The sequence below is a fragment of the Paenibacillus sp. S-12 genome (genome assembly GCF_030363895.1).
GTDB lineage: Bacteria > Bacillota > Bacilli > Paenibacillales > Paenibacillaceae > Paenibacillus_B > Paenibacillus_B alvei.
Genome location: NZ_JASIUF010000021.1, coordinates 42,676 through 66,449 on the forward strand (window position 1 = coordinate 42,676; position 23,774 = coordinate 66,449).

Genomic DNA, 23,774 nt, shown 5'->3' on the forward strand with positions numbered 1-23,774 from the left:
CTTCATCCGTTCATACCTGTTGCTATCTTTAGTATACATGAAAAGCTATCAAGAAATATACTTCCCAAGATATACACGCTTAGATGTTTCTCTAACAAAGAAAAGAACCCGACTCCAGATTTCCATGCAGCCCTTCTACACATGTCATCTGGGTCGAGTCCATTATGGTAATCACTGTTTACGTGTCAAAAAAACAACTTCATTACTTCACCAACTGCCCACGTGTTACGCCGAGTTGGTTCGTTGCCTTCAGCTTGCGCCATACTTCTGTGCCGCTGATTTCGCCACGAAGCGCACGGCCGTACAGGTCGATAACCTCCTGCACTTGCTCTGGCGTTTCCTCCAAGAACTCGACACGGTATGTGCCAACGCCTAGCTCCAGGAAGTTGACCAAATACTCCGCGCCCGACTGCTCAATCGCGTTGTATACGGTATTGCGGCAGCCTTCGTCTACACGGACTGGGTGAGACATGCCGATACGGTCACGCAGCGATACACGATGTTCTTCGCACGGACGACCGCAGTTCGTGTAGTCCGTTCCTTCGCTCAGGAACGTGCAGTACACGCAGTGCTCAGTATGGAACATCGGCAAATGCTGATGAATGACGATTTCCAACATCGACGTATCTGCATGACGCAGCATATCGACCATTTGCTGAATGTTCAAGTCATACGATGGCGTAATGCGATCCAATCCCGCTTCCTTGAACAGTTGTACTGTCTTATGGTTCGCTACGTTCAAGGAGAAATCGCCGATTAGCTGCGGGAATGGTTCTTCCTGCGGTTTACCTGGGCAGATAGCCAGCTTCGGATCATTCTCCGCCTGCTCTATGATCTCCTCGCTTGGATGCGCAGAGGCCGCCATCTTACTTGCCCACTCCGCCTTCTCCAATTGATAGTAATTCAATGCTCCCGTATTGCGGACAAGAACAGCATCCGGCTTCAGGTTCAATATGTTGCGATGGTACCCGTTCTCGTTCGGCATATGGATGCGCGGCGTGACCAGCGCAATCGGTTTGCCTGCAGCGCGGCATGCCTCAATGGCAGCCGGGAATTGCTTAATGAATTCGAAGTCAGCATAGATCAATGCCACATCCGTCTTCACGGCAGCCTGCACCTGCTCCAAGTTGCGGCACAGCGCTGTCAACTGCGCACCGCCGAATGGCACTGGTGCTTGCTCTTTAACGGCATCCCCCATAGCCTCGATATCGTGCTTCACGTATACCGGTGGCTTTGGACGCTCGCCAGCAAGCTCTTCCACAGCACGACGGCGAATCGCATTTAATTCGCGCATCGGAACAATGACGTCGCCTTCCAGCACCGCTTCCAATGCCTCAAGCTGATACACCGTGCCGCCAAGACGACCGAGCTGCTCGCGAAGAAGCGCTTCGTCCATTGGACGTTTTTGTGCAACATCAAGCGGCAATTCCGAATCTACTTGGACAACCGTTCCTTTTTGTACATCCGTCCACCAAGTACGTAATGGTTCGCCAGCACGGCCTTCTACGCGCACATGCACAGGGAAGACACGGTATGGCTTGTCCGTCTCAAACGTAGCACGCATGCGCTTATCGAGCGCCTGGTCGCTCGTCTTCCAGATGCGATCCCCAACATGAACACGGCGCAGATCCACGTCATTGCGTCCTGGCACGATGTCTACGATCCAGCCTTCCTCCGCTTCGCCTTCCAGCTTTACGCCTTGACGGCGCAAATCATAAATGCGTCCGCCCTCTTCCTTCTTCGTCGGATCGCCGGCATCGAAGCCAATGCCGTCGCCTCGCTTCAATGGTGCTTCCAGCTTACATACGACACCGTCGCGCAGCACTTGCTGCACCGTACCTACGTATACACCGCGGCTCTTCGGGAACGTTCCGTCCACAAGCTGCTTGTTGTTCGTTCCCTTCAAGAAGCCGTGCGTGAAGCCGCGAGAAAAGCTTTGCTGAAGCTCACGGACTTCTTCCTTCGACGGGCCAGCCCAATTGCCATCGAAGTAGTTATCAATCGCTTTGCGGTACTTGCTCACCACATTCGCCACATATTCCGGCTGCTTCATGCGGCCTTCGATTTTAAAGGACGTGACACCCGCTTCAATCAACTCTGGCACAATATCAATGGCCGCCAAATCCTTCGGCGACAGCAAATACGTCACATCGCCCATCGGCTGATGCTCGCCGTCAACCATCATGTCATACGGCAAACGACAAGCCTGTGCGCATTCACCGCGGTTCGCCGAGCGGCCGCCCCACATTTCAGACGTCAAGCATTGTCCAGAGTAGGAGACACACAGTGCGCCATGCACGAATACTTCCATCGGTACGTTGGCCTTCTCGCCAATCTTCTGAATTTGCTTCAGGTTGTTTTCACGGCCAAGCACGACCCGCTCCATCCCATACGGCTTCGTAAACTCAGCCGCTTCTGGCGACGTAATCGTCATTTGTGTAGATCCGTGGATCGGGAAGTCCGGCGAAATTTCACGAATCATTTTCACCAAGCCCAAGTCCTGTACGATAACTGCGTCCACACCTGCATCGATACATGTCTCGATGAGCTCCTTCGCATCCTCAAGCTCATTTTCGAACACCAATATATTAAATGTCAAAAATCCTTTAACCCCATAACTATGCAAAAACGCCATAATGTCCGGCAAATCATCCATACGAAAATTGTTCGCACGTGCACGCGCATTGAATTTCTCTACTCCGAAAAAGATCGCGTCCGCGCCATTTGCCACTGCAGCACGCATGCAATCCCAATCGCCAGCCGGCGCCAGCAGCTCGATATCTCCACGCTGTATCCCTTGCTTCATTGTTGACATGCTCATCCTCCAAGCTAATTTATCCATTGCCGCATGATGCGGTCATCTCTATCTACTTATTTAAATATGCTTCAATTAGTATAGCGATCTTTACGCCGAAACTCCAGTATAGGCTAGAACTTCCTTTATCACTCTTTATTACTCTTTATCACTGTACAGATCTCTGCATGAGCTTGCTCGTTGCAGGTTGTGCACGGACATTTCCACATGCAAAAAAAAGAAAAGAACAGCATCCCGCCAGAACGGCTAGGATGCTGCCTGTATCACAATTTCTTATTCGTCACTTGATCCGTAAATTGAAAAGATTTCATCGTACGCTTCAAAGAGTCAAGCAGTTCCGGTGTTGAAGAGGAATTATCAACGGAATACAAGAGCGAGAATACCTTGCCATCACGGGCAATCAACAGCATGTTCTGCGTAAAGCTCGTTTGACTTGGTTCATTCATCCCTTTCATTTCTACCACCAAAGCCTTATGTCCCTGAACGGTTGTCTTCTCTTGCTTTACAATTTCAAACTTTGCAGTTCCCTCTTCTTTGTAATAATCTTCCCATATGGCAAACGCCTCTTCTACCGTCCGCACAGGATCCACATGAATCGAGAAACCGCTGTTCGGCAGCGTGTATAAGGCAATCACACCTGAATCCTGTTCACTGTCATAATACTCGTCTGCCCAACCATAGAATCCGGTTGTCCACCAATCCGGCACTTGCAGCGTAAACCCGTAATTCTCAGCTTTGCGAGGCGAGGAAGCAGCCCAATCCTTGTACCAATCGTCGCCTTTCGGAAAGTCTTCTGGTTCGTTGAGATCTTTCTTCACGCTTCCGTCCACCTTCATTGAAGAAAGAATACGTTTGCCAAGTGCGATACCTTCCTGGTTATCCGGGCAATGATAAATCATCAAATACTGCACACCTTCATCGATAACGAGCTGCTGTATCGTCACCTTCCAGTTCTTCTCGTCAATCCGACTCTTGACCAAGATCGATTTTGCCGCTTTGCCATCCGCCAGCTTCACGTCCTGTGCAGGCTCAATTTGCAAATGCTCAGGCTTGGTTGTCTTTTTGAGCAAGGTGACATGATTGTTGACCATTTGATCGAGTGTAGTGCCTTGTGCGGCGAAAGCGATATTATAATTGATATATTTCTCCCAATCTTTCGCCCCATACGATTGAGTAAACGTATCAGATGCTTCCCATTCTACTGGGATCTCCATGGTCAGTCCCTTGCCCCATAACTTCGTATTGCGGTAGCCATCCTTCACCGAGCTGATATTGGACGTACCTGCAACTGCCGAATAGTCTGGACGGAACGTATTCAATAGCGGCACATATTGCTGCATTTGCTTCGTCTGCTGAGCAGTATCATCCCAAATACGCACCACATAACGCTTACCGTTCGTACTGAGCACGCGGGCAATATACATTTCATCTTCATTAGCCATGACAGCCTGTGCATATGCAATACCATCAACCTTGCCTGTACGTGATTCTGATATTTCAGACTCAGCACCGGACATACCATACGTCTCTTCCGTTTGGAGGTATTCCATTAATTGCTGTTCTGTTGGTTTTCCCTTAAATATATCTGCCCAATGCTCCAGTGCTTTCGAGTTCCAATCCAGTACATCGATCGTCATATAGACTTGCCGCGTCGGATTGGCAAAAATGATGTTGGATTCATCAGGAATCAAACTCTCATATCTCCAACCTTTAGGCAATACCATATTCCATTGATAGTAAGAATCGCCGACACGCTCAGCCTTCGCACTTACATCTATAGCCGCACCTGCGAGAGTACCTGCTTCCTTCCAGCGTAGAACAATCGTGTTATCCTTATCCACCGAATATGAGGCTCCAAAAGCCTGTGCAAGCGGCTTGAGCGGAACCATCGCTGTACCGCCAGTCATTTCAGGAGCCACCGCCAGTGTGACCAGCTTGTCATTGAGCATTGCTTGCTTCTTACCGATTCGCATACGAATAGATGCAGCATCGCTGTCCAAAATCACAACGTCGTTTTTCTCCCATTTCATATCCGCATCGAATACTTTCGTAAAAATGCTGAGCGGAACCATCGTTACTCCTTGGCGAACATATGGCTTAATAATTGTCAGCTTCTCGCCATTCCACATTGCAGTTGTACTGCCCGCTTTCAATCGAAGCAATTCTTCTTGATGAACCGTGGCGCTTGCTGCCGCGATCGAGGTAGGGGATGCACTCCAGCCTATTGTCCCCGCTACTACTGCAGCCATCGTCATAATCGCGATATTCTTCCGCCAAAAATGGCTAGAGAATGGAAATCGAGTCGTCTCTCCCATATGAGGCACTCTCCCTTTGCATCTTCAACTCTATACATTTGAATTAGGAACAATCATTCATTACTCCATGTTCTTATCAACTTCAGATTCCTTTTTAACTGCCGGCTTCGTTGCCTCACTCAAGGCAACAACCTTTGTGACAAGATTGCCTTTTGCTTGCATTGTCAGCTTGACCTGTTGTCCGGGCAAATACACCTTCAAAACCTCATTCACATCAACCAAAGTCTTCACAGGTTTGCCGTTAATGGCATACAGCACATCGCCCTCTGCAATGCCTGCCTTTTTCGCTTGTGGGCTCACGACATTCGTCACCCTGATCGGATCATCGGTGGGCAAGCCTACATACGCAGCCCAGCTCTCTTCCAGCTCAACGCCGATCGATGCCCGCTTCATCTTGCTATATTTGAAAAAGTGCTGCACTACCATCGTTACTGTATCTGCCGGAATTGTGAATCCCATGTTCTCAATCCCTACAGCTGCGAACTTCATCGAATTGATTCCTATTACTTCGCCACGCATATTCACGAGCGGCCCCCCACTATTGCCTGGGTTAATCGCCGCATCCGTCTGAATGAGCTTGTAACTGGAATCGACAGCTCGGTCGATACCGCTAATAATGCCTGAAGTCGCTGAATTGCGCAACATAAAGGACACCGGTGTTCCAAGCGCTACAACCGCTTCCCCCACCTTGAGCGTCGAGTTCGGACGCACAAAAACGGCCGGCTTCATGTTCTGAGCAGCAATTTTGATCAAGGCGATATCGCTCTCCTCATCTGCGAACCACTTGGACACGGCATAGGATTTCCCTTCCGGCGTTACAACTACCGGCTTCTTCAGCGCCAAAATCACATGAGCATTGGTAACGATCCATCCATCCTTGCGAATCACGACACCTGTGCCATGAGACAACCAATTGTCTGAATTATCTTCTGCATCCACTTGCCTGCCAATGATAGAAACGACAGATGGACTTACTTTTTCTACAATTGCAGGTATATCATTCGACTTAAATCGATATGTATTGGACTTGTTATCATAAGTACCTTTGCCGCCCGCAACCTGCTCTAGCGCCTCTGCCTCCACATATACCTTGTCCTTCACCTTTACGGCCCGAAAAGACGCCTCTGCCCCTGCTGAAGCTGGTACAACGGACGCTCCAAACAGCACGAATGCCGCAAAAAGGAGGAGCCTTCTTTTCATTGTGTTTCGAATAAACTCCATAAATGCTGTACTTCGTGTGTGACTTCTCTTTCCTCGCTCAACCATTCGGTTGTTCCTCCTCTTGTCCCCACATCCACCGGGACATCCCAATCTACCTTCTCATTCTCTACCAACCACAGAACTTATGCAAGAAAAAAAGACTCCTTGATGATATCCACCAAGGAGTCCGCTTGTACAAGACATGTATGTATCGCCTTATGTGTTATGTGAAGATCAATTGTAAGAAAGCTGGATGGCGATTACCAACCCTGCACCATTATCCAATCCGCATATAAAAATACAAGCAAACTCACAACGGCGAAGCCGAGCGCAAATAGGTTGCGAGGACGCTGCTTGATTTGGCGAAGAACTGCCCAGATCAAGATTAAAGTAAACGCAATCATAAATAGATCAAAATGCTGATAGGTACTTTCGCTCTGTTGTGCTGCTTCGGCCAAAAACATGGTGTGACCTCCCTCTACACGTGCATTATACTCATATGCATCTATGTTATATTTACCCAACAAAAGATGCAAGGCAAATTTTTCATATTTAACAAGATTGTCACCAATATTTCATGTTTTATCCCTCGTCTCCGAAATTGAGCATGATAGATGTCATTGAGTAAGAGAATGATGGACATGCCCTCATCCAATTTTGATTTGCGATCATAACCTACAATCATGATCGATATTCAACTTCATATTCGTTGGAATATCTCACCATGTTCACCGGGTGTCATTCATAAGAGATTTTGAATGCATTTATTAGAAATTGTAATAGCTCTTTGTCTTATACACGCATTGTCGCCTTACTGGAAATATGTTACGATATCCTCACCAATAATTCTTACTATTTATATCGGAATAAACAAGTTAAGGAAGTGAGGAAACTGCCATGGCTTATGATCCGATTTGGATGAAAGAAACCGCCAAGCTGAATAAGTTTGAATTTGTGAAAATGGAGAAGGACGGTCTTGATGTCATCCGCGATATTATCGAAACATACGCGCACCAAGGCTATGAGTCTATCCCAGAGGATGACAAGGGCCGATTTAAATGGGCTGGCGTCTACGAGCAAAAGCCAAAGGACGGACATTTTATGATGCGCATCCGCATCAATTCCGGGATTATGTCCGCCGTTCAAGCTCGTGCGCTCGCAGAGATTGCAGAGCTGTACGGTCGGGGATTAATGGACGTAACAACACGCCAAGCAATTCAATACCACTGGCTGCGAGTTGAGAACCTCCCTGATATATTTAATCGTCTGGAACAAGTTGGACTCTATTCTTATGAGGCTTGCGGCGACTGCCCGCGCACAATTGTCGGTAATCCGCTTGCCGGTATCGACCCTGATGAATTAATCGACACGACCGAGCTTGTTAATGAAGTAAATGATTTCTTCCTCTTAAACCGTGACTTTTCTAACTTGCCGCGCAAATACAAAATGTCGATATCCGCTAACATCTATAACAACGCGCATGCTGAAATTAATGACTTAGCCTTCACCCCTGCCGTCAAAATCATAGATGGCGAAGAAGTACTTGGCTTCCATGCCTATGTTGGAGGCGGCCTATCTGCCAAACCGCATTTAGCTCAGAAGCTGAATATGTTCATCCGCCCTGAAGAGGTACTCAAGGTAGCCATCGGTGTTACTACCTTGTTCCGAGATCATGGTTTCCGTGAAAAGCGCCATCATGCACGGTTGAAATTCCTGATAGCTGCATGGGGAGTTGATGCCTTTCAAACTCGATTGGAAGAGCTCATCGGCAAATTTCCTGCTCGTGGAGAAGACAAGACCGTTGGCTGGCAAGCGGCATATTTTGACGGTGTACATCCGCAGAAGCAGGATGGTCTATTCTATATTGGTTTAAATGTGCCGATCGGTCGGCTAAATGCCCAAGAGTTCCGCCAGCTTGCGGACGCAGCCGAAACATATGGAGACGGATTGTTGCGGACAACGATGTCCCAGAACATCATTCTGACAGGAATACCTGAGCATCTAGTCGATGAGGTTCTCGCTCTTCCCGTGCTGCAGCGCATCACTCCACATCCAAAGCCATTCATGAGCCGGACGGTATCATGTACAGGCAACGAATTTTGCAATCTGGCTATTGTAGAAACGAAAGAACGTGCTCGTCGGGTAGCTGATTACTTGGATGAGCATGTTACCGATCTGGATGAACGTATCCGTATTCATTTCATTGGATGCCCAAATGCATGCGGACAAAAGCATGTGGCTGATATTGGACTGCAAGGAGCTCTTGTGAAAACTGAGCAGGGCATGGTTGACGCCTTCGATATCGCGGTTGGCGGCATACTTGGACCGAATGCCCGTTTCAACACCACATTGAAAGGACGTGTAAAGGGAGACGATGTCCCTTACGTTCTTGAGCAGCTTCTTCGTTTTTACAAGCAGGAACGCAAGTCTAAAGAGACGTTCCACAGCTTCTTCCTTCGCGTAGGAGCGGATGCGTTCCAGCAGCGCCTAACTGAAATATTGGCCGCTCCTATCTGCTAGTCTCGATAGTGAATGAATACGTCCTCGTAAGCTTTCCCTCCACCTGCGCAATGAACGAGAGACCAGCCTCAGCATCATGCTTTGGTTGGTCTCTTCGCTTCGTCACTATGCTGATTCTCATGAATTGCTGCATCAGCCAAGCTATATCATCTCAATTTCCTCATACGATCGAATCATTACATCTGCGGACTCAGGTGCAGTGTCGAACTGGTTCGCCTCATCGATGAATACCTGTAGACTTGACCCGGCTGCACGCCCCATCTCCATATCGCCGACCGAATCCCCGATAACGATGATTTCATGCGGTTCCAAACCGATCTCATGGCATGCCAATTCCACCATGTCCGGATAAGGCTTCCCTTGGGATACGCAATCATCACCTACTACAGCATCAAAGTAGTGGCGTATCCCCATCTTCTGCAGATGCTGCTCTGATGGTCCTTTATCATCAGCCGTAACTACCGCCATGCGAAGTCCATGCTGACGGCAGCGCTCTAGGAACGGAACGACACCGGTAACAGGAACAATATTCGCGTGCTCCAACAATTGCTCGTTTGCCTCTTCAAATAAGGCTGTCATCCGTTGCACTGCCTGATTCCATGGAACCCCTTCCTTATAGAGCAGGTATGTCGCAATCGAAATCATTTGCGTCGGGGACCCCATCGCAAGCGGCCCTTGCCGATCATGCGATCGAATTGATCCATCAGCATCAATATGGACACCTAATATATATCCTGGATCTTCCGGTAAAGAGCCTCCTTCTTTTTTCAGCTCCATTTCCAAGTCCTTCATTACCTTCTCTGCCCACCAGCCCCATAAGCTAATGAACTGCAGTAATGTTCCATCCTTATCGAATAAGATCCCTCGTACCTTCGTGCTGCATGAACCAACTTGAAGCTGTACCATCTGCACCATCCTCTGCTTGAACAATATCGTTGCCCTACCAATTCGGCAGACAAAGCATGGTCTCCTGCCTGCCCCCTTTCCAACTTTATAAATTCTAAAATAGAAACTTGATAATGGATAAAAGGGCATCATGGCATTTCCTGGTTCTCTATTGTTGATCCTCCACGGCTTGAATCAGCATGCAAAAAAGAACACAGTTGACCATATAAGCCGAACCGTGCTCTTTTCTCTAGCAAATTGCTGCCTTTATTTATACGTTCTGAGCTTCTCGTTCCTTCTTCATTAACTGCTTCGTACGTTCCGCATCCCGCTCCAAAATCGGCTTCAAATACTTGCCTGTATAAGAAGCTGGTACAGTTACCACCTGTTCCGGGGTACCGTGAGCAACGATTGAGCCACCGCCGCTGCCGCCTTCCGGTCCCAAATCGATAATATAGTCAGCTGTCTTGATGACATCCAAATTATGTTCGATGACAAGCACCGTCTCACCGGAGTCTACAAGGCGATGGAGCACCTGCAGCAAACGATCAATATCCGCAACATGGAGACCTGTAGTCGGCTCATCCAAAATATAAATCGTCTTGCCTGTACTGCGGCGATAAAGCTCAGCCGCCAGCTTGACTCGCTGTGCCTCACCGCCAGACAGCGTTGTCGCCGGCTGTCCAAGCTTCATATAGCCAAGGCCGACATCAAGTATCGTTTGAATCTTGCGATGAATGCGCGGAACGTTCTGGAAGAACTCTACGGCATCTTCCACCGTCATTTCCAGCACGTCTGCAATGTTTTTCCCTTTATATTTCACTTCCAGTGTTTCACGGTTATAGCGTTTGCCCTTACATACCTCGCAAGGCACATATACGTCAGGCAGGAAGTGCATCTCAATCTTAATAATCCCGTCGCCGCGACATGCTTCACAGCGGCCGCCCTTCACGTTGAAGCTGAAGCGTCCCTTCTTATAGCCGCGAATTTTCGCTTCATTTGTAGACGCGAACAGGTCGCGGATATCGTCGAACACGCCTGTATACGTTGCCGGATTCGAGCGCGGAGTCCGTCCAATCGGTGATTGGTCAATATCAATGACCTTATCGATATGCTCTAGTCCGCGAATTTCCTTATGCTCGCCCGGGCGAACCTTCGCTTTATTCAGGTCGCGTGCCAGTGTCTTATATAGTATCTCGTTAACGAGTGTCGATTTACCAGAACCGGATACACCCGTAACGGCTGTAAAGACGCCAAGCGGAATCTTGACATGAACACCCCGCAAATTGTTCTCCTTCGCCCCGCGAACTTCCAGCCAGCGTCCATCATTCTGACGGCGTTCCTCAGGTACCGGAATGAACTTGCGGCCGCTCAAATATTGACCCGTCAGCGAGTTCTTGTCCTTCATGATCTGGTTCGGCGTTCCCTCAGCCACAACCATACCGCCATGGATTCCAGCGCCTGGGCCGATGTCGATAATATAATCGGCTGCCAGCATCGTATCCTCATCGTGCTCAACGACAATCAGTGTATTCCCCAAATCACGCATATGCTCCAGCGTCTGAATCAAACGGTCATTATCCCGTTGATGCAAGCCAATACTAGGCTCGTCCAAAATGTATAGAACACCCATTAAGCTAGAGCCAATCTGGGTCGCCAGGCGAATGCGCTGTGCCTCACCGCCAGACAGTGTTCCCGCTGCGCGGTTTAAAGTTAAATATTCAAGCCCAACATTCACTAAAAAGCCTAGGCGAGAATTAATCTCCTTCAAAATAAGATGCGCAATCAATTGTTCCTTCTCCGTCAGCTCCAAGCCGCTGAAGAAGCGCTGTGCTTCCCCAATTGAGAGGGAGGTTACATAGGCCATGTTTTCCTTGCCAACCGTAACCGCCAAGCTTTCCTTGCGCAGGCGATGACCTTTACAAGATCCGCACGGCTTTGCACTCATAAAGCCTTCAATATACTCACGAATGCCTTCTGATGCCGTTTCGCGATAACGACGCTCCAAGTTATGAACGATTCCTTCGAACGGCACGTACGCTTCCTTCTTATGACCGAAATCATTCTCATAGCGGAAACGAACCTTCTCCCCGCCCGTACCATTCATCAGCTTAGACATCTGCTCCTTATCCAACTGCGACACCGGCACATCCGTAGCAATTCCGTAATGTTCACATACCGCAGCAAGAAACTGCGGGTAGTAGTTCGACGTGCTGCCTGCCCAGGCCTCAAAAGCACCATCTTCAATCGTACGTTCACGATCCGGCACAAGCAGCTCCGGATCCACAATCATCTTCATCCCGAGCCCATCACATTCCGGACAAGCACCAAATGGACTATTGAAGGAGAACATACGCGGAGCAAGCTCATCTATACTGAATCCGCACTCGGGACAAGCCAAATTCGAACTGAATACAAGCTCCTCCTCGCCGATAATATCCACAATCAGCTTGCCTCCCGACAGCTTCAATGCGGTCTCAATGGAATCGGCAAGACGCGATTGTACATCTTCCTTCACGACGATTCGGTCTACAACCACTTCTATCGTGTGCTTCCGATTTTTCTCCAATTCAATCGTCTCAGACACATCGCGTATTTCCCCATCTACACGTACCCGCACGAAGCCTTGCTTTTGGATATCAGCAAATACAGTCTTATGCTCCCCTTTACGACCAGAGATGACAGGGGCAAGCAGTTGAAGCTTAGTACGCTCAGGGTACGTCATGATACGGTCTACCATTTGTTCTACCGTTTGCGACGTAATCTCAATCCCGTGTTCCGGACAATGCGGATGACCAATGCGCGCGAACAACAGGCGAAGGTAGTCATAAATTTCAGTAACTGTACCAACCGTTGAGCGCGGATTCCGGCTTGTCGTCTTCTGGTCAATCGAGATAGCTGGAGAAAGCCCATCGATCGAGTCGACATCCGGCTTCTCCATCTGCCCTAAAAATTGACGCGCGTAAGCGGATAGGGATTCCACATAGCGGCGCTGTCCCTCGGCATAAATCGTGTCGAAGGCTAATGACGATTTGCCCGAACCGCTTAGGCCCGTAAGTACAACAAACTTGTCACGCGGAATCGTTACATCGATATTTTTCAAATTGTGGGCGCGTGCCCCTTTGATTACAATATGTTCACTAGCCAATGGAATACCCCTCCTGCTCGTTCAGGTTCACTCGAACCAAGCACGGCATCTAAAATCACTGCTCTATGTTAGTCCATCGCCTTCAATTCCAGCAAAGCATCACGCAGCTCGGCCGCGCGCTCGAATTGAAGGTTTTTCGCTGCATCTTTCATTTCCGCTTCCAAGCGCTGAATGACCGACTGGCGATCCTTCTTCGACATCTTCTCGACAGACTTGCTTATGTTGTAGTCTTCCTTCGTCTCCGCCGTCTTCGTTGCCTCGATCACATCGCGCACTTTCTTGCGAATCGTCTGCGGCGTAATGCCATGCTCTTCATTGAACGCCATCTGAATGCGGCGACGACGCTCTGTTTCGGTAATAGCCTTATGCATCGAATCCGTTATTTTATCCCCGTACATGATAACAAGTCCCGATGCATTCCGCGCCGCACGCCCTATCGTTTGAATGAGGGAGCGTTCCGCACGCAAGAAGCCTTCCTTATCTGCGTCCAGTATCGCTACCAGCGATACTTCCGGCAAGTCTAGACCTTCACGCAGCAAGTTAATGCCGACTAGCACATCATATACACCAAGCCGCAAATCACGCAGCAGCATCATACGCTCCAATGTCTTAATATCAGAGTGCAAATAGCGAACCTTGATGCCGATCTCCTTCAAATAGTCCGTTAAATCCTCGGACATCTTCTTCGTCAATGTCGTGACAAGGACGCGCTCTTCCCTATCCAAGCGTATGCGGATTTCTTCAATCAGATCGTCAATCTGTCCTTTCGTTGGGCGTACCTCGATAATCGGATCCAGCAGTCCTGTCGGCCGGATAATTTGCTCGACCATCTTCGGACAATGCTCCAGCTCGTATGGTCCTGGTGTGGCCGATACGAACACCGCTTGACCTACCTTTTGTTCGAACTCCTCAAACTTGAGCGGTCGATTGTCCAATGCCGACGGCAGGCGGAAACCATGCTCAACAAGTACTTCCTTACGCGCTTTGTCTCCATTGTACATCGCCCGAACCTGCGGGAGCGTAACATGAGACTCGTCGACCACGACAAGGAAGTCGTCAGGGAAATAATCGAGCAGCGTATAAGGCGTAGCGCCGCGCTCGCGGAATGTAAGCGGGCCAGAGTAGTTCTCGATACCCGAACAAAAGCCCATCTCCTGCATCATCTCGATATCATAACGAGTACGCTGCTCCAATCGTTGTGCTTCTAACAGCTTGCCCATACTTCGCAGTTCTTCTAACCGCTCTTCCAATTCCCGCTCAATATTGACAAGAGCCAGCTTCATCGTTTCTTCTCTCGTTACGAAGTGAGAAGCCGGGAAGATCGCAACATGCTCACGCTCGCCGATAATCTCTCCTGTCAAAACGTCGATTTCGGTTATACGCTCGATCTCATCGCCGAACAGTTCGACGCGAACTGCATTTTCGCCATTCGAGGCAGGAAAGATTTCAACTACATCGCCTCGTACGCGGAACGTACCGCGTGTGAAGTTCATATCATTGCGCTGATATTGGATGTCTACCAGCTTGCTAAGGATTGTGTTGCGCGGCTTTTCCATACCTACTCGCAGCGACAACACTAGATTGCCGTATTCCATCGGGGAACCCAAGCCATATATGCACGACACGCTCGCTACGATAATCACGTCACGGCGTTCGAACAAGGAACTTGTCGCCGAGTGGCGCAGCTTATCAATCTCCTCATTAATACTCGAATCCTTCTCGATGTACGTATCGGAAGAAGGAATATAGGCTTCCGGCTGATAGTAATCGTAGTAACTGACAAAATAAGACACGGCATTGTTCGGGAAAAATTCCTTGAACTCACTGCACAACTGTGCTGCCAGTGTCTTATTATGGGCAATAATAAGCGTCGGACGGTTCAAACGCGCTATTGTTTGGGCAATCGTAAAGGTTTTCCCTGTTCCGGTCGCTCCAAGCAGCGTCTGATACCGTTTCCCTTGATTAATGCCCTCAACCAATTGTTCAATCGCCTTAGGCTGATCCCCCTGAGGAGAAAAATCAGATACTAGCTCAAAAGGCCTCTCTTCCCTTTCAAAGTCCGTCACAACTTCACCGCTTTCTATTTAATATCATGTATATTTCATATGATGAACTGCATCAGTCCAGAGTCGAAGCCAAAATCAAGCAGCCGTGCTCATGACCTGTACAGTGAACATTCGATTAATGCAGAAAAAGCTTCCTTATCATGCCATTGCTTATAGGCATATACTCCTGCATATAAGCACAAATTTTCATTATTCTGGGACATTCTAGGACTCTCGACTCAAAACTTCGGCACAGCTCTGAGAACCTGCCCCTTCCCTAAACTTTACCCATTTTCCACCCGATAAACATATCAGGAACAGCATCGCGAAAAAAAACTTCGCACAGGTCTGTTGGCATTATCATATTGCTTGCAAAATTGTTGCAAAGAAGGTCCCGCATGAGGCGGATATCATCTTTACATATGAAAAAATAAGAATGTTTGTTCCCTTTTCCATTATACTCTTTTCGTCGATTGGATGCAAATGGGAAACATTGAACGGGAGAGAGGATTATTTCTATGGACAAAACAACTGTTATTGGTATTCTTGCCGGCTTGGCTGCACTCATCGGGGGCTTCCTATGGGAAGGCGGCCAAATGGGCGGTCTCTGGGAAAAAACGGCTGCACTTATCGTGTTCGGCGGCACGATTGCCGCCGTCGTCATCAGCTTCCCTGGCAAGCGGCTGCGCAGCATTCCGAATGCGCTTAAGATGGCCTTCGGCCGCAGCACTGAGAACCCACAGCAATTAATTGACGACATTGTTGCGATGAGCACTGTCGCTCGTCGCGAAGGTGTACTTGCATTGGAGAACAGCATCCATAAGCATGACAATGGCTATTTGCGTGATGGTATTATGATGATTGTGGACGGTACCGATCCCGAACTCGTAAAGCAGATGATGGAGCTGGAGATGGATGCAATTGAAGAAAAGCATGAAGGTTATGCTAAAATGTTCGAGGCTGCTGGCGGCTATGCGCCAACAATGGGGATCATCGGAACAGTCATGGGACTGATTCATGTTCTTGCCAATTTGTCGGATCCCTCGACACTTGGGCCATCGATTGCCGTTGCCTTCACAGCTACCTTATACGGTGTTGCAACTGCGAATATTATATACTTGCCGATTGCAAGCAAAATCAAAGCGCGAAGCATGGAAGACTTGCGTGTGATGGAAATGATCGAATACGGCGTATTAGCAGTACAAGCTGGTGAGAACCCGCAACTCATTCGCAAAAAGCTGGGATCGTTCCTGCTTGCCGAAGACTCCTTCGCGCCGCTGAAATTGGTTCCTGAAGCAAACCGGGGGATGATCCATGAGACGCAGAAATAGAAAACAAGCGGCACGCGCTGAAAACCACGAGCGCTGGCTCATTACTTACGCGGATCTCATTACCTTGCTCATGATCTTTTTCGTCGTCATGTACGCGATGAGTAAAGTTGATGTGGATAAATACGAGTCACTATCTGAAACCCTACAGCTATCCTTCCGAAATACGGATACGTCCTTAAAGGGCTCTACCATTCTAGAGGGAGCTTATTCTAAGCCTGGACAAACTGGGGATAAGCAAACGCAGCAAGATGGGTCAAGCGGCAAAGACAAAGAGGAAAAAGCGGTGGCTATCGGTACAATTACGAATAAGGACCTAGCCTTCCGCAAGCAAGAAGCAGAGCTAAAAAACTTTATGGGCGTCATTCAACAGTATGTGGATGACAATAAGCTTGGAAGTCAAATTACCGTATCTGATACACCCAAAGGCATCGCCATTCGAATGAGCGACCGCCTGTTGTTCGACCTAAGTCGTGCGGATTTAAAGGAAAATGCACTGCCACCGCTGAAGAAGCTCGCTACCTTATTTCCTAAGCTGAGCACGTTAATCAGTATCGAAGGGCATACGGATAATTTGCCGTTTGCACAAGGCGGACGGTATAAAGATAACTGGGAGCTGTCTGCTGCCCGTGCTCTATCTGTACTTCGCTACTTTGTCGACGACAATAAGCTGGATGCAGACCAATTCCAAATTGCCGGATATGGGGACACGCGCCCACTTGTGGATAACGATACCGAACAGCATCGACAACAAAATCGGCGTGTAGAGATTATCGTTCTGCGGAAAATGATCCAATAAGCGAGTAGTTAACAGCTCCACCAAAATGGTTATCCAGTAGTTATACACAAGGGAAACTGGACTTATCCACTTTATTCACGGATTTATCTACAGAATGTTAACAACTTGTCGACAATATCATCGTTTTCACTTGATTTTATCCACAATCCACAAGAGTTCTAAATTCGACTCATAAAAAACAAAGGGATTGACCAGTGCAGCTGTAAACAGCATTTGGTCAATCCCTTTTTATTATCGCTTCGACACCTATGGTCGGTATTATTGTACCAACATATATCAAGCTCGGTATTTTACCCAATAAACATCCTACTACAAAAAAATAAGATGAATGAAAGAAACTCTCGCTATGCCCGATTATCCACATCTGCAGAGATCGATGCTTTCCCAGCATCCACAGCGCCTTCTGCCTTGTCCGCAGACTGACTACCGCTATCTACATTCTCTTGCTGCTTGCACTTCGCCCCGCGCTTGGAACGAGTCCACGGCACACGCAAAAAGGAAAATAAGGATAGCGCCCGTGTCACTGCTACATATTCGACATGATCATCCGGAGCCAGCAATACACCCAGTTGATGATGATCGCCTGCGTAAATGGCTCTCTGCAGGAACCGAACCTCACCTGCTAAGTTGTTGACTTCAAGCTTGCAAAATGCTGCGTTCATTCGCAGCGCCTGGTGCAACTCCTCTTTTGTCCTCACCTTAATGCCATTTACCTTTACAATGACTTCACCCTGCACGATACCAAGCTCTGCTGCAGGACTTTTAGGAAGTACCGCCAAAATGCGAAGTCCACCCGCATCTTGCGTGAACACCGGACTATGTTCTGCCTCTTCCCTGCGACTCAGCCATATCAGGCCCTCATGCATCCCCAGCGCAGCAATTGCAGCTACAGGGACAAGCGGCGGCCACCAAGCAGCAGCTAGAGATACGGCCAGCAGCAGCGCTGCATATGCGAACAATCGCGTGCTGCTTAGCGCAGCCTTCTGCTGCGGAAGCTTCGTGAACGTCAGCTCTGAGAAGCCGACGACGACAGGAAATGCAACTAACATCCAGCCCTGCTGCCACAGATCTCCGCCAAACAGCGGCGTCCAAGGCAAGGCTGCTCCATCGCTCGAGGCTGGAAAGAGCAGGAGCAGCGGCACTGGCCACATGCTCTGCATGCGATAAGCGCCTACTACGCGTCCGCGTTTGCTCTCTATAAACATCGGGCCAGCCATTTGCGCTGCCTGTTTGCGGATAAGCACAGCTTCAGCGGCATGCAGCAAAGCAACAAGCACCAGCAGACCTGCCGCGTCCATCCCGCGAACAGAAGCAACTGCATCTCCAAGCCAGCCTTCCGGATTCCATGCAGTCCCCCAGATGTTCAATCCAAATTGAATAAGCGCAAGCATGCTCGCTGCATACGCAAGACATAGGAAACGAACACGTACAAGCAGCAGCACGAGCGCAATCATCCATAGCAGTATGATGACTTCACGCGATAGAGTCACACCGAGGCCAATCGAAGCGAATGAAACGAGGATCCCTGCAATCAAGCCACCAAGCCAAGCATGCCAGGTGTGGGTTATCCAACTATGCATCTTCACGGCAAATAACCTTCGCTCCAGGATGACCTGCCTGCGATAATGCAAGGCAATAAGAAGAATGGACAGCCAATAAAATGGTGACAGCAGCCACTGCAATAGAGCCTCTCCCACTCGAACACCGATATCGATAAGCAGGTTCACTTGATTCGCCCCTCTCCATCACCAATTAGACAGTGCATTCCAACTGTGTTCACAAACATGCTACCTATTTGCTGCCTATACGCAGCCTTTCTTGCCTTCAAGCTCACCAACCATCTTGCATTCAAACTATATTCCCACTTTCTTTACACCCTTTGTTACAACATAAACACTCGCACATCATGCGTTCACGTATCCATTTACCTGAAAATTAAACCTTACAATCAAAAGAAAAAGAAGGCCGAAGCCGAGGCTTGCGACCTTCTTTATATTCGACAGCGCTTAGCGGATTTCCTTCTTAAGCACATCAACCGCCTTATGCAGCTGTGCATCATTTTTCGGATCCCGCATCGCCTTAATAATAGCCTGCTCTAACTGCTCGCCAGTCTTTACATCTACCTTGCCTGTAACGTTCAACTTATATGCTTGCTGGAAAGCCTTAACGGCTGCTTCGGTCTCTTTGGAGAAATAGCCATCCTTACGTCCAGGCTTATAACCAAGCCCGTCAAGCATAATCTGAATATTCTTCACATGCTCATTGTTCATATCGAATGCAAGTGTTAGATCCTTGGCTACAGGAGCGACATAATAGAAATCAGGCTGCTGCACAGCAACATCCGGTTCAATGCCCTTCTGATGGATCCAATTGCCCTGCGGCGTCAGCCATTTCGCAATCGTAATCTTGATCAAGCCGCCATCCCCAGAATTATAACTTGTCTGTACGGTTCCCTTGCCGAACGTATGCTCACCGATAAGCTTCGCTCCAGCCGATTCCTTCAGCGCACTAGCCATAATTTCAGAGGCGCTAGCACTGCCCTTATTCGTCAGCATTGCAACCGGATAAGGCTTCAGTTTCGCTGTTCCCTTGGATACATAGCTGCTGCGTTCTTTGTTCCGATCCTCCACTTGCACAATCGATTTGCCTTCCGGAACGAACAGCTCCGTCATCTTCTGGACAATATCGAGCACGCCGCCCGGATTATTACGGACATCGATTACAAGCCCCTTCATTCCTTGCTTCTCCAGCTTCTCCAGTTCTTCCTTGAAGCGTTCGAATGTGTTAAGTGAAAATTGGCGAATTTCGATATATCCGATGCTTCCATCAAGCATTTTTGGATATACGGTCTCCATATCGACCTCACCCCGAACGACAACGAGCTCAAGTGGAGCCGCTTGCCCAGCACGTTTAATGAGGATTTTAGCTTTTGTCCCTTTTGGACCGCGAATTTTCGCTACGGCTTCATTCAGGCTCTTGCCTTCCAGACTTTCTCCATTTACGGAAATAAGCACATCCTTCGGCTTTACGCCAGCCTTTTCAGCTGGGGATCCCTTGATAGGAGATACAACCGTTACTTCGCCGTTCTCCATCGTTACTTCCGCACCAATACCAGTAAAAGCTCCTTCAATGCTGTGATTGAATTGCTCAGCTTCCTCTTTCTCCATAAAGGAGGAATATGGATCGTTAAGCGCAGCGATCATGCCGTGAACAGCACCGTTCACAATCTTGTTGCGATCAATGGCGGTAACATATTTATTCTCGATAATGCCTAACGCCGAGCTCAGCTTCTGCATCTCGCTTGCTGATAAGCCATTGCCTGTCGATGCAGCTTGTCCACCACTCGCAAATATCGGCAAATCCATTACTGTAAACGTTAAGGCACTGCCTGTCAGCATTGCCGCTCCCACTAACAGAGCGACGGTCCGCCCTTTAAATGACATCGAATCACCGCCTTTGTATTCCCTATGTTCCGTATGCTTGCTCAGACAACATTCGTTTTAGTATATGCCGAAGCTGCCATTTTTATTTCAAGTAAGGCCGTGGATCAACCTGTTCCTTATTCACGAGAACTTCGAAATGCAGGTGATTACCTGTCGCGCGTCCCGTGGCGCCTACCTCCGCAATCTTGTCGCCGCGAGAAACTTGGTCGCCCTTCTTCACTTTAATGCCCCCATTGCGGATATGACCGTATAACGTCCATAAACCATTACCGTGATCAATGATGACACAATTACCATATCCTGACCACCATTCAGCCAATGTAACCGTCCCTGATTCAGCAGCATAAATATCCGTTCCTCCAGGCGTAGCCATATCCAGCCCACTATGGAACGCGCCTTGCCGTCCAGTGATCGGATCTTTCCGCGAGCCGAACTCAGAAGAGATATAATAATCGGCATGAAGCGGAACTGCTAATTGCCCGCCGGAATATGCAGCACTCGGATTGCTTCTTGGCTTCGATCTAGGCGATTCCTTCGGCTTCATCAGCTCATTCTTCTTCCGAAGAAGATCAGCACGCTTTGAGGCAAATTCAATAAGCAGCGCGCGTTGTTCCTCGCTCGCTTCATCCGATTCGTCAATCTGCTTGTTATAGCTTGCGATCATGACTTCCTTTTCTTTTTCCTTCAGCATTAAGTCCTTCTTCGCATTATCAAGCTTTGCATACAACAGCTTTACTTGCTTCAAGTTGGTCTCGATTTCTTGCTTTTTCTGCACAACCAGTTGCTTGTCACGCTTATGCTCCGCCAAGATTTCCTTATCGTTCTCCGCAATCGACTGCAGAGAATCAAACCGATCAAGGAAGTCAGAGAAGCTAGTGGCGCTAAACAACACATCTATGTAAGACACAACTCCGTTCGTATACATTAATCGAACACGTGTATCCAATAAATTTTCACGATCCTCAATGCGCTTATTCACTTTTTGCAGCTCATCTGCCGCTTGAGCAAGATTCAGCTCGGTAGTATCAATTTGATGAGCGACATTCGCCATCTCACTTGCTTTTTTATCAATCTCAGACAGCAGGTAGTCCATATCCTTCTTCGTCTTCCCAAGCAGCTTTGTTGCTTCAGCCTTCATAGTCTTTGCTTCCTGCTGCTTGTTTTCTGCCTGGCGCATCTCGTTCTGAAGCTGCTTCAATTGCTGATTGACCTTATCCAACTCCGATGCTTGTCCCGTTGTTGGCGGCACCATTGAGAAGAGAATCGCAAAGCTAGCGAATAACATGAACCACTTTTTAAAATCTGTTCCCCGTTTCAATCCGATGTTCCTCCTATTCTCCCCGATTGGGACTAGCGCTCGAACAGTCACTACACGATAACGCTATACTTTCAAAAATTTACGAATGGAGATTGTACTTCCCCACATGCCGATCAAAATGCCCAATGCTACTAGCGAGCTGCCGACAAGCAGCCATGCATCCTGAAGTGGGACAAGCTTAACCATTTGCAAGCCCAGCTCAAAATTCGTCACGAGCTGCTGATATCCGTAAAATAGAATTCCAACTGTAAGTAATGAGCCTAACAGCCCTATAAGAGCCCCTTCTACGAAGAACGGCCCTCGGATGAAGGAATTGGTTGCCCCTACAAGTTTCATAATGCTGAGCTCGCGTTGGCGCGCCATAATCGTAACTTTAATCGTATTTGAGATAAGAAACATGGCGGTTACAGCCAAACCTGCTACAATGATCAACCCAAAGTTGCGAACAGTTGCCGTGACCTTTAACAGTGTGTCGACGGTACCCTTCCCGTAATTGACCTTCCACAGCGGCTTCGCGCTATTCGTATCATTAATGGCATTAATCTTCTTAGCAACCATGCTAATTGTTGCCGGATCATATACCTCTACCGTGAAAGAATCCGGCAATGGATTCGTCTCTTTCGTATAGCCGTTAAGCAGTTCCTTGCCATCCTCGCCCAAGTTTTCCTGCAGCATCTTCATGCCTTCTTCCTTGGAAACCGAGATGACCTTGCTTACCTCCGACATATTGCCGATATCTGTTGCGAGCAACTCCTTTTGTTCCTTTGTCACATCAAGCTTAAGGAAAACTCGGATTTGCACTTTGTTGTCAATCTGCTTCGTCATTTCATTCACATTCAGCGACAACAGCATGAACACACCTAAAATAAACAACGAGATAACAATTGAGCTAACCGATGCGAACGACATCCAGCCGTTGCGTAATATGCTCTTGCTTCCTTCTCTGACATGGCGGGTAAGTGAATTAAAAATCATAGCCGTATTCCCCCCGCGCCTCGTCACGTACAATTAAGCCTTGTTCGATTGCAATAACCCGCTTGCGCATCGAGTTGACGATATCTTTATTGTGAGTTGCCATGACGATTGTTGTGCCGCGGAAATTAATTTCCTCAAGCAGCTTCATAATGCCCCATGATGTCTCTGGATCGAGGTTCCCCGTGGGCTCGTCCGCCACAATCACGGAAGGATTGTTTACGATAGCTCTAGCTATGGCAACGCGCTGCTGTTCCCCCCCGGACAACTGCGCCGGCAGACTGTTCATCTTATGCTTCAAGCCAACCAGCTCCAACACCTCAGGTACACGGCGCTTAATGACCTTCTTCGGCGCTTCGATAACCTCCATGGCAAAAGCAACATTCTCATAGGCTGTCAGCTTCGGCAGAAGTCTGAAGTCCTGGAACACGACGCCGATATTGCGCCGCACATAAGGAATTTTGCGCTGCTTCAACTTGCCGATATTGAATCCACTTACGAAAATTTGCCCTTTTGTGGGCACTTCTTCTCTATAGATCAATTTCATGAACGTCGATTTCCCTGCTCCCGACGGTCCGACCAAGTAGACGAATTCATCCTTATCAATTTGGACGGATATGCCGCGCAATGCGTGAGAGCCGTCTTGGTACGTTTTCCATACATCTTGCATTTCTATCAAATGATCACACCCTAAGTTTAAAAGATCAGCTAATATACATTCGACATAAGTGCCCCAATTCCTTTAAAAGAAAGGAAATTTCAACATCTTTTTACGCATTGCTCCACAATCAGCTACATATAGCGGCTATCGCCGTCGGATTTGCGTCTTTCTAAATTTCCTCATTACTGCGCAATTGTCCCCCTTTGTATTTTTGGAATAGTAAGAACTCTCATTTCCGTTTCCTAGTGCATTAGTAAAGTTTAGCGTGCAAGTCGCATATAGTATGAAAATGAACGATTCCGCCTATATGGATTGGAAGCATAAT

The 23,774-nt window shown here is 48.3% G+C and carries 15 protein-coding genes; 3 read left to right on the top strand and 12 right to left on the bottom strand.

Annotated features, from left to right (window positions below; translation table 11 throughout):
* Positions 1-202 precede the first annotated feature (202 nt).
* The 4 genes from NO352_RS19670 to NO352_RS19685 form a co-directional block, all read right to left on the bottom strand.
* Positions 203-2,815 (bottom strand): U32 family peptidase, encoded by a 2,613-nt coding sequence (locus NO352_RS19670; protein ID WP_483311852.1) that lies wholly within the window; start codon positions 2,813-2,815, stop codon positions 203-205.
* A 263-nt stretch (positions 2,816-3,078) separates the two neighbouring features.
* The gene (locus NO352_RS19675; protein ID WP_289356583.1) at positions 3,079-5,130 is read right to left on the bottom strand and encodes a copper amine oxidase N-terminal domain-containing protein; all 2,052 of its coding nucleotides are present in this window, start codon (positions 5,128-5,130) and stop codon (positions 3,079-3,081) included.
* Between the two features lie 60 nt (positions 5,131-5,190).
* Positions 5,191-6,396, bottom strand: a complete 1,206-nt coding sequence (locus NO352_RS19680; RefSeq protein WP_289356584.1) for a S1C family serine protease — start codon at positions 6,394-6,396, stop codon at positions 5,191-5,193.
* Positions 6,397-6,590: 194 nt separating this feature from the next.
* Positions 6,591-6,794, bottom strand: coding sequence for a DUF2759 family protein (locus NO352_RS19685; RefSeq protein ID WP_005544655.1), 204 nt, complete (start codon positions 6,792-6,794; stop codon positions 6,591-6,593).
* Positions 6,795-7,227: 433 nt separating this feature from the next.
* Here NO352_RS19685 and NO352_RS19690 point away from each other — a divergent pair, with 433 nt between their 5' ends.
* Positions 7,228-8,850: a nitrite/sulfite reductase gene (locus NO352_RS19690; protein WP_289356587.1), complete on the top strand. Its 1,623-nt coding sequence runs from the start codon at positions 7,228-7,230 to the stop codon at positions 8,848-8,850.
* 141 nt (positions 8,851-8,991) lie between these two features.
* On the opposite strand, the gene NO352_RS19695 is transcribed toward NO352_RS19690, so the two are convergent.
* The 3 genes from NO352_RS19695 to uvrB all read right to left on the bottom strand — a co-directional run bounded on the left by NO352_RS19695 (position 8,992) and on the right by uvrB (position 14,949).
* The gene (locus tag NO352_RS19695; protein WP_171416796.1) at positions 8,992-9,756 is read right to left on the bottom strand and encodes an HAD family hydrolase; all 765 of its coding nucleotides are present in this window, start codon (positions 9,754-9,756) and stop codon (positions 8,992-8,994) included.
* 250 nt (positions 9,757-10,006) lie between these two features.
* A complete protein-coding gene (gene uvrA / locus NO352_RS19700) occupies positions 10,007-12,883 on the bottom strand; it encodes an excinuclease ABC subunit UvrA (RefSeq protein ID WP_005544658.1) in 2,877 nt (958 codons plus the stop codon).
* Positions 12,884-12,951: 68 nt separating this feature from the next.
* Positions 12,952-14,949, bottom strand: coding sequence for an excinuclease ABC subunit UvrB (gene uvrB / locus NO352_RS19705; RefSeq protein ID WP_005544660.1), 1,998 nt, complete (start codon positions 14,947-14,949; stop codon positions 12,952-12,954).
* A gap of 497 nt (positions 14,950-15,446) precedes the next feature.
* Between uvrB and NO352_RS19710 the strand changes: the two genes are divergently transcribed.
* The gene (locus NO352_RS19710) at positions 15,447-16,259 is read left to right on the top strand and encodes a flagellar motor protein (protein ID WP_268599111.1); all 813 of its coding nucleotides are present in this window, start codon (positions 15,447-15,449) and stop codon (positions 16,257-16,259) included.
* Complete coding sequence (locus NO352_RS19715; protein WP_289356593.1) at positions 16,243-17,055, top strand: OmpA/MotB family protein; 813 nt, start codon at positions 16,243-16,245, stop codon at positions 17,053-17,055. Before NO352_RS19710 ends, NO352_RS19715 begins: the two co-directional genes overlap by 17 nt.
* A gap of 344 nt (positions 17,056-17,399) precedes the next feature.
* Here NO352_RS19715 and NO352_RS19720 read toward each other — a convergent pair whose 3' ends face one another.
* The 5 genes from NO352_RS19720 to ftsE form a co-directional block, all read right to left on the bottom strand.
* The gene (locus NO352_RS19720; protein WP_268599110.1) at positions 17,400-18,782 is read right to left on the bottom strand and encodes a PDZ domain-containing protein; all 1,383 of its coding nucleotides are present in this window, start codon (positions 18,780-18,782) and stop codon (positions 17,400-17,402) included.
* A gap of 279 nt (positions 18,783-19,061) precedes the next feature.
* Complete coding sequence (locus NO352_RS19725; protein WP_197266796.1) at positions 19,062-20,498, bottom strand: S41 family peptidase; 1,437 nt, start codon at positions 20,496-20,498, stop codon at positions 19,062-19,064.
* An 82-nt stretch (positions 20,499-20,580) separates the two neighbouring features.
* On the bottom strand, positions 20,581-21,816 hold the full coding sequence (locus NO352_RS19730; RefSeq protein WP_289356595.1) for a murein hydrolase activator EnvC family protein: 1,236 nt from the start codon (positions 21,814-21,816) through the stop codon (positions 20,581-20,583).
* Positions 21,817-21,879: 63 nt separating this feature from the next.
* Positions 21,880-22,791, bottom strand: a complete 912-nt coding sequence (gene ftsX / locus NO352_RS19735; protein WP_005544677.1) for a permease-like cell division protein FtsX — start codon at positions 22,789-22,791, stop codon at positions 21,880-21,882.
* Positions 22,781-23,467, bottom strand: coding sequence for a cell division ATP-binding protein FtsE (gene ftsE, locus NO352_RS19740; RefSeq protein ID WP_005544679.1), 687 nt, complete (start codon positions 23,465-23,467; stop codon positions 22,781-22,783). Before ftsE ends, ftsX begins: the two co-directional genes overlap by 11 nt.
* Positions 23,468-23,774: the final 307 nt, after the last annotated feature.

What these genes read in the sequence shown, in the direction of transcription:
- NO352_RS19675 (WP_289356583.1), bottom strand. Translation starts at nt 5,130, where the DNA reads ATGGGAGAGACGACTCGATTTCCATTCTCTAGCCATTTTTGGCGGAAG.
- NO352_RS19690 (WP_289356587.1), top strand. Translation starts at nt 7,228, where the DNA reads ATGGCTTATGATCCGATTTGGATGAAAGAAACCGCCAAGCTGAATAAG.
- NO352_RS19670 (WP_483311852.1), bottom strand. Translation starts at nt 2,815, where the DNA reads ATGTCAACAATGAAGCAAGGGATACAGCGTGGAGATATCGAGCTGCTG.
- NO352_RS19715 (WP_289356593.1), top strand. Translation starts at nt 16,243, where the DNA reads ATGAGACGCAGAAATAGAAAACAAGCGGCACGCGCTGAAAACCACGAG.
- NO352_RS19695 (WP_171416796.1), bottom strand. Translation starts at nt 9,756, where the DNA reads ATGGTACAGCTTCAAGTTGGTTCATGCAGCACGAAGGTACGAGGGATC.
- ftsX (WP_005544677.1), bottom strand. Translation starts at nt 22,791, where the DNA reads ATGATTTTTAATTCACTTACCCGCCATGTCAGAGAAGGAAGCAAGAGC.
- NO352_RS19685 (WP_005544655.1), bottom strand. Translation starts at nt 6,794, where the DNA reads ATGTTTTTGGCCGAAGCAGCACAACAGAGCGAAAGTACCTATCAGCAT.
- NO352_RS19680 (WP_289356584.1), bottom strand. Translation starts at nt 6,396, where the DNA reads ATGGTTGAGCGAGGAAAGAGAAGTCACACACGAAGTACAGCATTTATG.
- NO352_RS19710 (WP_268599111.1), top strand. Translation starts at nt 15,447, where the DNA reads ATGGACAAAACAACTGTTATTGGTATTCTTGCCGGCTTGGCTGCACTC.
- NO352_RS19725 (WP_197266796.1), bottom strand. Translation starts at nt 20,498, where the DNA reads ATGTCATTTAAAGGGCGGACCGTCGCTCTGTTAGTGGGAGCGGCAATG.